This window comes from Pseudomonas sp. GW821-FHT05H12 (assembly GCF_059419385.1).
Map to the genome: position 1 here is coordinate 1 of NZ_JBWKRS010000070.1, position 13,137 is coordinate 13,137.

Annotated in this window: 11 protein-coding genes; 3 read left to right on the top strand and 8 right to left on the bottom strand. The window is 63.8% G+C overall.

The features are described from left to right. Window positions 1–85: 85 nt before the first annotated feature. The 5 genes from AC07SU_RS30265 to AC07SU_RS30285 form a co-directional block, all read right to left on the bottom strand. The gene (locus AC07SU_RS30265; protein ID WP_494999182.1) at window positions 86–3,190 is read right to left on the bottom strand and encodes an efflux RND transporter permease subunit; all 3,105 of its coding nucleotides are present in this window, start codon (window positions 3,188–3,190) and stop codon (window positions 86–88) included. Then, entirely contained in the window at window positions 3,187–4,413 is a 1,227-nt protein-coding gene (locus AC07SU_RS30270) for an efflux RND transporter periplasmic adaptor subunit (RefSeq protein WP_494999183.1), read from the bottom strand. Before AC07SU_RS30270 ends, AC07SU_RS30265 begins: the two co-directional genes overlap by 4 nt. Then, window positions 4,406–5,644: a TolC family protein gene (locus AC07SU_RS30275; protein ID WP_494999184.1), complete on the bottom strand. Its 1,239-nt coding sequence runs from the start codon at window positions 5,642–5,644 to the stop codon at window positions 4,406–4,408. Before AC07SU_RS30275 ends, AC07SU_RS30270 begins: the two co-directional genes overlap by 8 nt. 96 nt (window positions 5,645–5,740) lie before the next feature. Beyond that, window positions 5,741–6,079 carry a hypothetical protein gene (locus AC07SU_RS30280; RefSeq protein ID WP_494999185.1) on the bottom strand — a complete coding sequence of 113 codons (339 nt, stop codon included), beginning with the start codon at window positions 6,077–6,079 and terminating at the stop codon, window positions 5,741–5,743. Window positions 6,080–6,325: 246 nt separating this feature from the next. Next, complete coding sequence (locus AC07SU_RS30285; RefSeq protein ID WP_494999186.1) at window positions 6,326–7,219, bottom strand: hypothetical protein; 894 nt, start codon at window positions 7,217–7,219, stop codon at window positions 6,326–6,328. A 404-nt stretch (window positions 7,220–7,623) separates the two neighbouring features. On the opposite strand from AC07SU_RS30285, the gene AC07SU_RS30290 reads away from it, so the two are divergent. Next, window positions 7,624–8,307 (top strand): response regulator transcription factor, encoded by a 684-nt coding sequence (locus tag AC07SU_RS30290; protein WP_003219726.1) that lies wholly within the window; start codon window positions 7,624–7,626, stop codon window positions 8,305–8,307. After that, window positions 8,285–9,676 carry a sensor histidine kinase gene (locus tag AC07SU_RS30295; RefSeq protein WP_494999187.1) on the top strand — a complete coding sequence of 464 codons (1,392 nt, stop codon included), beginning with the start codon at window positions 8,285–8,287 and terminating at the stop codon, window positions 9,674–9,676. Before AC07SU_RS30290 ends, AC07SU_RS30295 begins: the two co-directional genes overlap by 23 nt. A gap of 121 nt (window positions 9,677–9,797) precedes the next feature. On the opposite strand, the gene AC07SU_RS30300 is transcribed toward AC07SU_RS30295, so the two are convergent. Genes AC07SU_RS30300 through AC07SU_RS30310 form a run of 3 tightly spaced genes read right to left on the bottom strand, consistent with a single transcriptional unit; the run spans window position 9,798 to window position 12,055 of the window. Continuing rightward, a complete protein-coding gene (locus tag AC07SU_RS30300) occupies window positions 9,798–10,208 on the bottom strand; it encodes an SRPBCC family protein (RefSeq protein ID WP_494999188.1) in 411 nt (136 codons plus the stop codon). Window positions 10,209–10,236: 28 nt separating this feature from the next. Then, window positions 10,237–11,034, bottom strand: coding sequence for an SDR family NAD(P)-dependent oxidoreductase (locus tag AC07SU_RS30305; protein WP_494999189.1), 798 nt, complete (start codon window positions 11,032–11,034; stop codon window positions 10,237–10,239). Between the two features lie 16 nt (window positions 11,035–11,050). Continuing rightward, entirely contained in the window at window positions 11,051–12,055 is a 1,005-nt protein-coding gene (locus AC07SU_RS30310) for an aldo/keto reductase (protein WP_494999190.1), read from the bottom strand. Between the two features lie 112 nt (window positions 12,056–12,167). On the opposite strand from AC07SU_RS30310, the gene AC07SU_RS30315 reads away from it, so the two are divergent. Then, entirely contained in the window at window positions 12,168–13,061 is an 894-nt protein-coding gene (locus AC07SU_RS30315) for a LysR substrate-binding domain-containing protein (RefSeq protein WP_494999191.1), read from the top strand. The last annotated feature ends 76 nt before the right edge of the window (window positions 13,062–13,137 follow it).

Below are 13,137 nucleotides of genomic sequence, written 5' to 3' on the forward strand. Positions count from 1 at the left end.
CCCCCCCCCCCCCCCCCCCCCCCCCCCCCCCCCCCCCCCCCCCCCCCCCCCCCCCCCCCCCCACCCCAGCTCCCACATTTTTTGGTTAGTGTTTGGCTTTACGCATCAGGTAGTACGCCGCCGGGACAACGAACAGCGACAGCAACGGCGCCGTGAGCATCCCGCCAATCATTGGCGCAGCAATGCGGCTCATCACTTCACTGCCCGTGCCGCCCCCCAGCAGAATCGGCAACAGCCCGGCGATGATCACCGCCACGGTCATCGCCTTGGGCCGCACCCGCAGCACCGCGCCTTCGCTGATAGCGGCCAGCAGGTTGCCGTCCTTGCGCTCGGCCCAGGCGTTTTTCAGGTACAGCAGCATGATCACGCCAAACTCCGCCGACACCCCCGCCAACGCGATAAACCCCACACCCGTGGCCACCGACAGGTTGAAGCCCAGCCAGTAGAGCAACCACACCCCGCCCGTGAGGGCAAACGGCAGCGTCGCCAGAATCAACAACGCCTCCTCCACCCGGCGAAAGGTCAGGTACAGCAGCACAAAGATGATCAGCAATGTGGCCGGTACCACCAATTTCAGACGCTGATTGGCGCGCTCCAGGAACTCGAACTGCCCCGAATAACTGAGGCTCATGCCCGGTTGCAGGTGCACCTGCGCGTTGATAGCCGTGCGTAGGTCTTTCACCACCGACGCCAAGTCACGATCACGCACGTCGATATACACCCAGCCCGAAGGCCGCGCGTTTTCACTCTTGAGCATCGGCGGGCCATCGTTGACCTGGATCCTGGCCACCGTGCCCAAGGTAATCTGGCTGCCCTTGGGCGTGTACACCGGCAGGTCTCGCAGCGCCTGCACCGAGTCGCGCCATTCCTTGGGGTAACGCAGACTGATCGGGAAGCGTGCCAGGCCTTCCACGGTCTCGCCGATGGTCTCGCCGCCCACCGCCCCCGACACAATCGACTGCACATCAGTGATGTTCAGCCCATATTGCGCGGCAGCGGCACGGTCGATGTCCACGTCGATGTAACGCCCGCCGGTCAAGCGCTCAGCCAGCGCCGAACTCACGCCCGGCACGCCTTTGGCGACCTTCTCCACGGCCTGGGTCACGGCGTCGATCTGCATCAGGTTGCTGCCCGCAACCTTCACGCCAATCGGGCTTTTGACCCCGGTGGCGAGCATGTCGATGCGGTTGCGGATCGGCGGGATCCAGATGTTGGTCAGGCCCGGCACCTGCACCACACGGTCCAGCTCCTTCACCAGTTTGTCCGGGGTCATGCCGGGGCGCCATTGGTCCCTGGGCTTGAACTCGATAGTGGTCTCGAACATCTCCAGCGGCGCCGGGTCGGTGGCGGTTTCGGCGCGCCCGGCCTTGCCAAACACATGGGCGACCTCGGGCACGGTCTTGATCAGCCGGTCGGTGCGTTGCAGCAACTCGCCCGCCGTTTGCGTGGACAAGCCCGGCAACGCCGACGGCATGTACAACAAGTCGCCCTCATCCAGCGGCGGCAGGAATTCACCGCCCAGTTTCGAGACGGGCCACAGCGCACTGGCGACCATCAGCAACGCCACCAGCAAGGTCATGCGCGGCCAACGCAGCACGGCGTCCAGGGCCGGTTGATAGAGCTTGATCAGGCCCCGATTCAGCGGGTTGCGCTGTTCATCGGGAATGCGCCCGCGAATCCAGTAGCCCATCAGTACCGGGATCAAGGTCACCGACAAGCCGGCAGCCGCCGCCATGGCGTAGGTCTTGGTGTAGGCCAGCGGACCGAACAGGCGGCCTTCCTGGGCCTGCAAGGTAAACACCGGAATGAACGACAAGGTGATGATCAGCAGGCAGAAAAACAGCGCCGGGCCAACCTCCACCGCCGCTTCCGTCATCACCTTCCAGTGCGCTTCACCTTTCAGCTCCCGCCCGGGATTGGCGTGGTGCCAGGCTTCGATTTTCTTGTGGGCGTTCTCGATCATCACCACCGCCGCGTCCACCATCGCGCCGATGGCAATCGCGATGCCGCCCAGGGACATCAGGTTGGCGTTGATGCCTTGGAAGCGCATGACGATAAAGGCGATCAGCACCCCCACCGGCAGCGAGATAATCGCCACCAGGGACGAACGCAGGTGCCACAGGAAAATCCCGCACACCAGCGCCACCACCAGGAACTCTTCCAGCAGCTTGTGGCTGAGGTTGTCCACGGCGCGGTCGATGAGCTTGCTGCGATCGTAGGTGGTGACGATCTCCACGCCGGGCGGCAGGCTGGCTTTGAGCTGGTCGAGCTTGACCTTGACCGCCGCGATGGCTTCCCGCGCATTCTTGCCGCTGCGCAGGATCACCACGCCGCCCACCGCTTCGCCCTCACCGTCCAGCTCACTGATGCCCCGGCGCAGGTCCGGGCCCAACTGGATGTTCGCCACATCGCCGAGGGTGACCGGCACGTTGTTCGCGTCCAGGCGTAACGGAATGGCGCGAAAGTCAGCCAGGCTTTTCAGGTAGCCGGAAGCCCGCACCACGTATTCGGATTCGCCGAGGTTGAGCACCGAACCACCGGTTTCCTGATTGGCCTTGTCGATGGCCTCCTTGACCTGCGCCTGGGTGATCCCGCGACTGGCCAGCGCCAACGGGTCGAGTTGCACCTGGTACTGCTTGACCTGGCCGCCGATGGTCGCCACTTCCGCCACGTTGGGCAGGGTCTTGAGCTCGAACTTGAGGAACCAGTCCTGCAAGGCGCGCAATTGCGCCAAATCATGTTGGCCGGTGCGGTCCACCAAGGCGTACTGGTAGATCCAGCCCACTCCCGTGGCGTCAGGCCCCAGCGAGGGTTTGGCCGACGCCGGCAGGCGCGCCTGCAATTGGCTGAGGTATTCCAGCACCCGCGAGCGCGCCCAGTACAGGTCGGTGCCTTCATCAAACAACACGTACACGTAGCTGTCGCCGAAGAACGAAAAACCACGCACGGTCTTGGCCCCCGGCACCGAGAGCATGGTGGTGGTCATGGGGTACGTGACCTGGTTCTCGACAATCTGCGGCGCCTGGCCCGGGTACGGCGTGCGGATAATCACCTGCACATCCGAGAGGTCCGGCAAGGCGTCCACCGGCGTGTTCTGCACCGACCAGACGCCCCACGCCGTGATGAACAGCGTAGCGAGCAACACCAGGAAGCGGTTGGCCACCGACCAACGAATCAACAAGGCAATCATGGCTGGGCTCCCGGCTGCATGTTCATCGCGGCTTCGGCAGGGGTCGCGGTGATGCCCTTGAGACTGGCCTCGGAATCGAGCAGGAACTGCCCGGACGCGACCACCTGCTGGCCTTCCTGCAAGCCGCTGACGACTGCGGTCTGGTCCTGGCTTTCAGCCCCCACGTGCACCTCGACGGGCCGGTAATGACCGCCCTCCTCGGCCAACATCACCAGCACCCGCTTGCCGGTGCGGATCAAGGCTTCGCTGGGCACCTGCAGCACCGGTTGCGCGCTGCCTTGCGCCAGGCTGACCTGGGCCGTCATGCCGGGGCGCAAGGTGCTGTCGGGGTTGGGCATCTCCACACGCACCTGCACGGTGCGGCTGTCCAGGGCCGTGGCCGGCAGGATCGCACTGACCGTGCCGGTGAGCGTTTTGCCCGGCAAACCGACAAAGCGGCTCTGCACGCTTTGCCCCACGTACAAGGCAGCGCCCTGGGCTTCGGGCACGGCGACCTGTAACCACACCTGATCCAGGCCATTGAACCGCGCCAGTGTCTGCCCCGCCGCGACCGTCATGCCCTCGCGCACCTCCAGGGTCTGCAGCGCGCCATTCAACGGGCTGGTGACGGTCAACACCGACTGCACCTGGCCGCTGCGCTCCATCTGTGCGATCAACGTTGCGGGCATGCCACTCAGGCGCAGGCGCTGGCGGGCGGCGCCGATCAGGCTGGCCTCACCACTGCGGCGCAGTGCCAGGAACTCTTCCTGGGCCGCTGCCCATTCGGGTACCAAGATGTCCACCAACGGCGCCCCGGCCTTGAGCACGTCCCCCGGTGCCCGGGCGTAGACCCGCTCGACAAACCCCGCCGCCCGCGCCTGCACCACGGCCACGTCACGGTCGTTGAACGCCAGGGTGCCCGACACGTCCAGCGTCGTGGTCAGTACGCCCCGGGTTACCGGCGCCAGGCGCACCCCGATGTTCTGGGCCTGGCGCGGGTCGATCTGCACCGCAGGCGTTGCGGCCGCTGCGCCACCGTCGGCGTAGCGCGGCACCAGCTGCATGTCCATGAAGGGCGACTTGCCAGGCTTGTCGAATTGCTGTTGCGGGTACATCGGGTCGTACCAATACAGCGCTTTTTTGTCGTCTTTAGCCGGTGCCGAAACGGTGGGATGCAGCTGTGCCAGCCCATAACCTGCGCCCAGCCCCAGCAGCACTAGCGCAGCCACGATTCGATTATTCATTGGCAGGTTCCCCATAGGCAAAATACAGCTGGGCGCCGACCAGGGCGCGTTGTTCCAAGGCATCAATCTGTTTGAAACGGGCTTCGACCAGTTCGCGACGGGCGCTGACCACGCTCATCAGGTCAGCCTTTCCCGCCCGATAACCGGCCAGGCTCAAGCGCACCTTTTCCTCGGCGAGCGGCACCAGGCTGTCCTGGCTGCGTTGCACCGCCCGGTCCAGGCGCTGGTACTGCGCCAGGTCGTCGTCGAGCATCTGCACATGCTCGCGAGTGGCGGCTTCACGCTCGGCGTCCAGCTGGTCCAGCTCTGCCTGCTTGGCGGCGATGCCGGGGTTCTGACGGCGGCCGGGAAAAATCGGCAGGTCAAAGGTGAACTGCACGTTGACCATGTCACCGAACTCACGGCTGCGATGGCCGTAGTCAACCTCCCAACTCCAATCCGAGGTCTTTTGCGCCTTGGCCTCCTGCAACCGCGCTTCGGCCTCGCGGGTACGCGGCGCATAGGCTTGCAGCTCGGGGTGTTGGTGCAGGTTGTGGCTCAGGCCGTGGCTGTCGAGCGTCCAGTTGGGCAACAGGCCGCTGGGGGCTTGATTGGCGGCCGGGCCGATCCAGCGCTTGAGGGCTGCACGGGCCTGGGCACGTTGCTCGGTCAGTTCGTCTTCGCGCCCGTTCAGGTCGGCGGCTTCCTGCCGGGGGATCACCGCGTCAGACGCCTGGCCACGCCCACCCGCCAGCTGGGCGCGCACGCTGTCTTGCAGCAGGCGATTCTGCTGGTAGAACACCGGGAACAGCGCTTGCTTTTGCTCCACCGCATAGGCGCGAATCCACGCCTGGGCGGTGGCCAGGCGCACGTTCAGGCGTTCGATACGCCCTTCGGCGGCCGTGCGTTCGACGGTGGCATCGGCCAGTTCCACCCGTGCCTTGCGCTTGTCGCGGCTGGGCACTTGCTGCTGGATACCGATCATCTGTTGGGTCATGTCATCGCCATACAACGTGCCGCGATTGGGCCCGCCGATGGGGAAGTTTTGCAGGCCGACCACTAATTTCGGGTCGGGTAACTCGCCGGCCGGAATCGCTGCCTGGGTCGCCGCGTGCAGCTTGGCCGACTCGGCCGTCAACGACGGCGCGTTGTTTTGCGCCAGGCGCAGGGCGTCATCCAGGGTCAGCGCGCTCGCCAACGCCGGCCACGCCAGCACGCCCATCATCAGGGCGCGCAGGTAGAGGGCATTCATGGTGAAGATTCCTGATCTGTTGCACTGCGCGCCGCGTTATGCGGCCTACAGCAAGGTCATCCCGAGAGCGGAATGAGGCTTGAGGTGCTACAGGAATCAGGAACGGGGTGGGCGCCAGACGCCGGACGGCGTGCGGTCGGGGATGAAGTCCGAAGCGAAGTTTGCTGCCAGGGGATGGGCCAGGGTCAGCGGCGCCTTGAGCACCGGCATCGACAATTGCAACAGGCCGCCGGTCTTGCATTCCTGCCCGGGTTTGCACGCTTTGCCATGGTCGAAGCCGCTCTGGCAGCAGTCGGGGGACATGTCACTCATCAGGCGCATGTCGCTCATCTTCATCGGACAAGGCTCGGTACTCGACGGCACACCCGCCATCCCGGTGAGGGGAAGCGTGAGGCTCAGCAGCATGACGAGGATGATACGGAGAAGGCGGCTCATGGGGCGCGAGTCTAGCCAAGCGCATGTTAAGCCGCCATTAACAAATGTGGGAGCGGGCTTGTTCGCGAAAGCGCCGTGTCAGCCAACTCATCAGTCGCTGACACACCGCATTCGCGAGCAAGCCCGCTCCCACAGGGGACCGAGCCAGGCTCGGGATTAGTGCATGAAGATCGCGATCAGGATGATGACCGGGATAGGCACACCGAGGAACCACAGCAGTAATGAGCGCATGATGTTCTCCTTGAATTAACGTACGAAGTGTTCGGTTTCGACATACACCACTGCATCACGGCGGCGACCGCCGTAGGTAGCAGCGAAGCTGGCAAAGAACGCACCGATCAGCAGGGAAATGAAGGTCCACAGCGAGGTATAGGCGGCGACTTTCGCAGCGGTATCAGCAGCCTGCTTGGCTTTGAGCTTGGCGTCTTCCACGGCTTTGCGGGCATCGCCATAGACTTTGTCGATACGTGCTTCGGCGTCGGCCTGGCTGAGGTTGGTGCGCTGGCTGATCAACTGGGCCAGGTAGGCGCGATCCTCTGGGGCCAGTTGGCCGTCGTTGGCGAGCGTACGGGTGAAGATGCGCGCTACCACGCCGTGGGCCGCGTCATCGCTGACGGCAACCGGGCGGTCGTCACGGAACAGGCTGTCGACGTAGTAGCCAAAGTCATCGCCTTTCACGCCTTGGGCGGCGCTGCCGACGGCTTGGGCTGCGCCCGAAGCCACACTCGCACCGGCTTTGACGCCGCCACCGACCACACTGCTGACGGAGCCGACCACCAGCATCGCGGTCACCAGGGTAGCCACGGCCCAGGCCAGGAAACCGTGGGCGGTGTCGCGAAAGTACACCTCATCGCCGTGCATATTGGCCCACTTCACGCGTAAGCGGCCGGCGATGTAGCCGCCCAGGCCCGATGCGACAATCTGGGTGAAGGCCAGCCAGACAATCGTGGAAATGCCAAGCCCCTTGGCGCTGATACCGCTGTCGGCCCACGGCGACACTGCCGAGAAACCCAGGCCAAAGCCCAGCAAAACGAGGATTAGGGACAATGCCGCCGCCGCAGCGGCCCCGGCAAAGATCGCCCCCCAGGAAACCCCGGAGAGCGTGCTCGACTCTTGCAGCGTGGATGAGGATGTGATCATTGTTGTTGTACTCCAGGCAGAAAAATGGTGTTACAAGTCTCAAAAGGGACAGTGCAGGCATCATGCCAGTCGTCGCAAAAATAAAATGCCTTGTTTTTCAATGCGTTAAATAACTTGAACTTCCTAGGACCGTGCAACTTGCAAGAACTGATCGATCACAGCGGGCGTTATGCACTCCCGCCAAACGTGTAGGAGCCGGCTTGCCGGCGATGGCGGCCTACCTGCGGCCCCGTGCGGTGCCTGATAGACCGCTATCGCAGGCAAGCCAGCTCCCACAGTAGAAAGTGTTGCAACATGAAAATGTGTCGGTTTTGCCAAGATGAAGTTTAATTTAGGAAGCGTTCAGGCATTTCTTGGCAAAATGGCCCCACTTCTGTCGTGTGAACCGCTCACCAGGTAATCCTATGACCCGTATTTTGACAATCGAGGATGACGCCGTAACAGCCCGCGAGATCGTCGCCGAGCTGAGTAGCCATGGACTGGATGTGGATTGGGTGGACAACGGCCGCGAAGGCCTGGTCCGTGCCGTCAGTGGTGATTACGATCTGATCACCCTCGACCGGATGCTGCCGGAACTCGATGGCCTGGCCATCGTGACCACCCTGCGCACCATCGGCGTGTCGACGCCGATCTTGATGATCAGCGCCCTCTCCGATGTCGACGAGCGAGTCCGTGGCCTGCGCGCCGGGGGCGACGACTACCTGACCAAGCCGTTCGCCTCCGACGAAATGGCCGCCCGCGTCGAAGTGCTGCTGCGCCGCAAAAGCACCGTGAAGGAGTTCGAGACCGCCCTGCGCGTGGCCGACCTGGAACTGAACCTGATCAGCCGCGAAGCCAGCCGCGCCGAGCAACCCCTGAGCCTGCTGCCCACCGAGTACAAGTTGCTCGAATTCCTGATGCGCAACACCGGCCAGATCCTGTCGCGGATGATGATTTTCGAGGAAGTCTGGGGCTACCACTTCGACCCGGGCACCAACCTGATCGACGTGCACATCGGTCGCCTGCGCAAGAAAATCGATCCACCGGGCCTCACGCCGCTGATCCGCACGGTACGAGGCTCCGGCTATGTCATTGCTGAACCCCTCTAAGGGCTGGCGTTCTTCCAGCAGCCGCTTGCTGGCGCTCTACAGTTCGTTGTTCGTGGCGTGGAGCTGCATCCTCATGGGGGTGCTGTACTACGAAGTGTCGGGTTACCTGGGCGACCTGTCGCGCCATTCCCTGATGCAGCGCCAGCACCTGTTCCAGCGTTTCGACGGCGAAGAGCTGGTCGAAGCGCTGACCACCAGCATGACCTTCGACATGAAGGGCGTGGACGCCTATGGCCTGTTCGATGAACAGTTCCGCCCCTTGAGCGGGCCGATTCGCGCCGTGCCGCCGGACCTGCCGCTGGACGGCAAGATCCACGCCCTGGCCAACTGCGTCGACTCCGACGACCCGAAACTGCCCAAGGACAGCTGCGACGCCGTGGCCACCCACACCGAAGACGGCCGCTGGCTGGTGCTGGTGCGCGCCAACGGTTCGCTGTTCGGCGTGACCCGGATCATCTGGCATGCGCTGTTGTGGGCACTGTCCCTGACCATCATCCCCGGTGCGGCCGGCTGGCATCTGTTGCGGCGTCGCCCGCTGCGGCGTATCCGCGGGATCCAGGCGAGCGCCGAAGCCATCGTGGCCGGCGACCTCACTCACCGCCTGCCGCTGTCGAACCGGCGTGATGAGCTGGACATGCTCGCAGCCATCGTCAACGCCATGCTCGACCGCATCGAGAAGCTGATGAACGAGGTCAAGGGCGTGTGCGACAACATCGCCCACGACCTGCGCACGCCGCTGACACGCCTGCGGGCGCAGTTGTACCGCATCAAGCAGGAAGCTGAAGAAGACTCGGGCTACGCGGTCAAACTCGATGACGCCATTGCCGAAACCGACACCCTGATGGCGCGCTTTCGCGGGCTGTTGCGCATCTCGGAGCTGGAAGACCACCAGCGCCGCTCAGGTTTCCTGGTCATGGACCCGCTGCCGCTGTTGCGCGAACTGCACGACTTCTACCTGCCGCTGGCCGAGGAAGGTGAATTGCAACTGCGGCTCGAAACCCCGGAATCCCTGCCGTGGATCACCGGCGACCGCGCCCTGTTGTTCGAAGCCCTGGCCAACCTGCTGAGCAACTCGATCAAGTTCTCCCCACCGGGCGGTGAGGTGATTTTGCGCGGGGTCAATGATGCGGGCAGCACGCGCATTGAAGTGCACGACTCCGGCCCCGGCATACCGGTGGCGGAACGCGACGCGGTGTTCCAGCGCTTCTATCGCGTGGATGAAAGCGACCAGCAAGGCGGGTTCGGGTTGGGCTTGTCGATTGTGGCGGCGATCATCAACTTGCATGGGTTCAAGTTGGAGGTAGGCACCAGCGAGCAAGGCGGCGCCCGCCTGATCCTCGAGTGCCGCCAACAACTCATGCCCGAATAACACAAGCGCCACACACTTGCCTGCGATAGCGGTGGATCAGTCAATAATTCCGGTGACTGATACACAGCTTTCGCAGGCAAGCCAGCTCCCACATTGGATTTGTGTTGTCTGGCGAGTCGGGTTAGAAGTTGGCGCGCAGGGCCTCAAGGCCGCCGCTGTAGACGCCGGCAAACAACTCTTCCACCGCCGCATCGGTAGTGCCCGCAGCCGGCGTGAACACACCGGACCAGGTCACTTTCGCCGACGAGTCGGTCAACGCCTCAACCTGCAAGGTCGCCAGGTACGCGCTCACCGGGAACGGCGATTGCTCGATGGTGTAGCTGTAGGTGCGGGCCACGTTGTCAAACGTCTGCAAACGCTCGACCACCACCCCGCCGTCAGCGGTTTGCAAATGGCGTACGCGGCCGCCGTCACTCGGCTCGCTCTTGACGATGAACGGCAGCCAGTCCGGCAGCGCGTTGAAGCCGCCCACCAATTGCCAGACCTGATCGGCCGATACCGGAATTTCAATTACAGAAGAGGCTGTTGCCACAATAAATACTCCACACCATTAAAAGAATTCAAATCGCCATGCTGTCGACAACACCACCGTCGACCCGCAATGCAGCGCCTGTGGTTGCCGAAGACAGCGGTGAGGCAATGTACGCCACCAGGTTCGCCACTTCATCCACATTGGCCGCACGCTGGATGATCGACGTAGGGCGCGCCTGGCGCACAAACACGTCGGCCTCGTCCCGCGCACTGCGCCCCGACTTGGCGGTGGCGTCCTTGAGCATATGCTCCAGGCCATCGGTGAACGTCGGCCCCGGCAACACCGCATTGACCGTCACCCCGGTGCCCGCCAAGCGCTTGGCCAGGCCGTGGGACACCGCCAGGTTAGCGCTCTTGGTCACGCCGTAGTTGATCATGTCGGCCGGGGTCGCCACGCCGGACTCCGACGACAGGAAGATCACCCGCCCCCAGCCCTGCTCAACCATGCCCGGCACATAGTGCCGCGCCAGGCGCACGCCGGAGATCACATTGACCTCATAGAAGCGCGTCCACTCACTGTCGGGCGCCTCGAAGAAGTCCACATCATTGAAGATGCCCAGGTTGTTGACCAGGATGTCGGCGCGGGGTTCGGCGGCGAACAACGTTTGCGCGCCCTCGGCCGTGCCCAGGTCGGCCACCAGGCCACGCAGGTCGGCGCCCGGCACCGCCTGGCGGATACTGGCCAGGGCCTCGTCGACCTTACTCTTTTCACGCCCGATCACCACCACGGTCGCGCCGGACTGCGCCAGGGCCTGGCTGATACCCAGGCCGATCCCGGCGGTGCTGCCGCTGACAATGGCAACCTTTCCACTTACATCAATGTTCATCGCAAGATTCCTTGAGTTAGAGCGGCAGAGGTGCGCGGTCCGAAATCAATCGGGCGTCGCGCAGGGCCAGCCAGAAGGCTGCCGGAATGGTTTCTGACAACGCCGCGACGTCTTCGGCAATCCGCCCCGGACGACTGGCACCCGGAATTACAGCAGCCACAGCCGGATGCGCCAGGGAGAATTGCAGTGCAGCGGCTTTCACGCTGACGCCGAAGGCCTGGGCAATCGCCTTGATCTGCTCGACTTTGCTGATGATCGCCGGGCTGGCTTTCTGGTATTCGAAGTGCGCACCACCGGCCAGGATGCCCGAGCTGTAAGGGCCGCCGACGACAAACTCGACGTTCTGTGCGTGGGCAGCGTCCATCAGGCGTTGCAGAGCACGCTCGTGGTCCAGCAAGGTGTAGCGGCCGGCCAGCAGGAAACCGTCGGGCTGCGCCTCGCTCAGGTCCAGGGTCAATTCGCATGGTTCCACGCGATTAACGCCCAGGCCCCAGGCCTTGATCACGCCCTCTTCACGCAAGCGGGTCAGCACCTTGAAGGCGCCGGTTCGGGCCTGGTTGAAGTACTCCAGCCATTGGTCGCCGTAGAAATCCTGGGCGATGTCATGGATCCAGACGATGTCCAGACGGTCCGTTTTCAGGCGGGTCAGGCTGTCTTCAATCGAACGCAGCGTGGCGTCGGCGCTGTAGTCGTTGAGCATCTTGTTGGGGCGGCCGTGTTCGAACACGCCGCTCTTTTCCCCGAGGTCGCGGGCGCTTTCTTCGACTTCATCGAGAATCACCCGACCCACTTTGGTGCTGAGCACGAAGTCGTCGCGGTTGTACTGCGCCAGGGCCTGGCCCAGGCGGATCTCGGAAAGGCCCGAGCCGTAGAACGGCGCAGTGTCGAAGTAACGCACGCCCTGGTTCCAGGCCGCCTCGACGGTGGCCTGGGCCTCGTCTTCGGGAATGGCGCGGAACATGTTGCCCAGTGGCGCGGTGCCAAAGCCCAGTGGGCCGGGCAGTTTGTCTTTCAAGCTCATGGTGAATCCTCAATCGGTTCGTGGTCGCGGTGACCGTTGAGCAGATCGTAGGTTGCGTGGATCGGACCGTCCAAGACATACTTCGACCGACTTGAGTCCTACGAGGTCTAACATGATCGACCTACGCCAATTGCGCTACTTCGAAGTGGTCGCCGAAGAAGAACACGTCGGCCGCGCCGCCGAGCGCTTGCACATCTCCCAATCGCCGTTGAGCCGGCAGATCGCCCAGCTCGAAGAACGCCTGGGCCTGACCCTGTTCGAACGCAGCCAGCAGCGCATCCGCCTGACCCGCGACGGCCAGACCTTTCTGGCCGAAACCAAGGCGTTGCTCACCCATGCCAATCGCCTGGAGTCTCTCGGCAAACGCCTGGGACGCGGTGAAGAAGGCGGCTTGTGCATCGGCTATATCGAGAACGCCATGCATGCCGGCGTGCTGCCCAATGCCTTGCGGGTACTGCGTGACGACCGCCCGAACGTGCACATCAAGCTGTACAACCTGCCCTCCCTCGAACAGCTCGAAGGCCTGCGCCAACGCAGCCTGGATATCGCACTGGTGGGCGAACCACCGGCTGCTGATGACCCGGACCTGACCGCGTTGCAAGTATTGGACGACCCGATGTTGCTGGCCTTGCCCGAGCACCATCCCCTCGCCCACCAAAAAACGCTGCTGCCCGAGCACCTGGCGGAGCAGGAGTGGATCGGCGTACAACGCAAACCCGGCGCCAGCCCCACCGATGACTTCGTGGCCGCCTGCATCCGCGCCGGCTTCACCCCGCAGATCCCCATGGAAGCCAGCGAGCCGTTCACCGCCCTGGGCCTGGTGGCCTCGGGGCTGGGCGTGGCCATGGTGCAAAAAGGCCTGAGCCGCAACGCGCCGCCCGGCGTGGTCCTTCGCGAACTGCCATGGCTGACCTACACCACCCCGCTGTGGGCAGCCTGGCACCGGATCAACCTGCGGCCATTGGTAGAAACTTTCCGCAAAGTGCTCACCGAACCCAAGGATTGACCGATCCCCTGTAGGAGCCGGCTTGCCGGCGATGGCGGTGTATCAGCCGCCGCATCAGTCAACTGGACCACCGCGA

What these genes read in the sequence shown, in the direction of transcription:
- AC07SU_RS30265 (WP_494999182.1), bottom strand. Translation starts at nt 3,190, where the DNA reads ATGATTGCCTTGTTGATTCGTTGGTCGGTGGCCAACCGCTTCCTGGTG.
- AC07SU_RS30270 (WP_494999183.1), bottom strand. Translation starts at nt 4,413, where the DNA reads ATGAATAATCGAATCGTGGCTGCGCTAGTGCTGCTGGGGCTGGGCGCA.
- AC07SU_RS30275 (WP_494999184.1), bottom strand. Translation starts at nt 5,644, where the DNA reads ATGAATGCCCTCTACCTGCGCGCCCTGATGATGGGCGTGCTGGCGTGG.
- AC07SU_RS30280 (WP_494999185.1), bottom strand. Translation starts at nt 6,079, where the DNA reads ATGAGCCGCCTTCTCCGTATCATCCTCGTCATGCTGCTGAGCCTCACG.
- AC07SU_RS30285 (WP_494999186.1), bottom strand. Translation starts at nt 7,219, where the DNA reads ATGATCACATCCTCATCCACGCTGCAAGAGTCGAGCACGCTCTCCGGG.
- AC07SU_RS30290 (WP_003219726.1), top strand. Translation starts at nt 7,624, where the DNA reads ATGACCCGTATTTTGACAATCGAGGATGACGCCGTAACAGCCCGCGAG.
- AC07SU_RS30295 (WP_494999187.1), top strand. Translation starts at nt 8,285, where the DNA reads ATGTCATTGCTGAACCCCTCTAAGGGCTGGCGTTCTTCCAGCAGCCGC.
- AC07SU_RS30305 (WP_494999189.1), bottom strand. Translation starts at nt 11,034, where the DNA reads ATGAACATTGATGTAAGTGGAAAGGTTGCCATTGTCAGCGGCAGCACC.
- AC07SU_RS30310 (WP_494999190.1), bottom strand. Translation starts at nt 12,055, where the DNA reads ATGAGCTTGAAAGACAAACTGCCCGGCCCACTGGGCTTTGGCACCGCG.
- AC07SU_RS30315 (WP_494999191.1), top strand. Translation starts at nt 12,168, where the DNA reads ATGATCGACCTACGCCAATTGCGCTACTTCGAAGTGGTCGCCGAAGAA.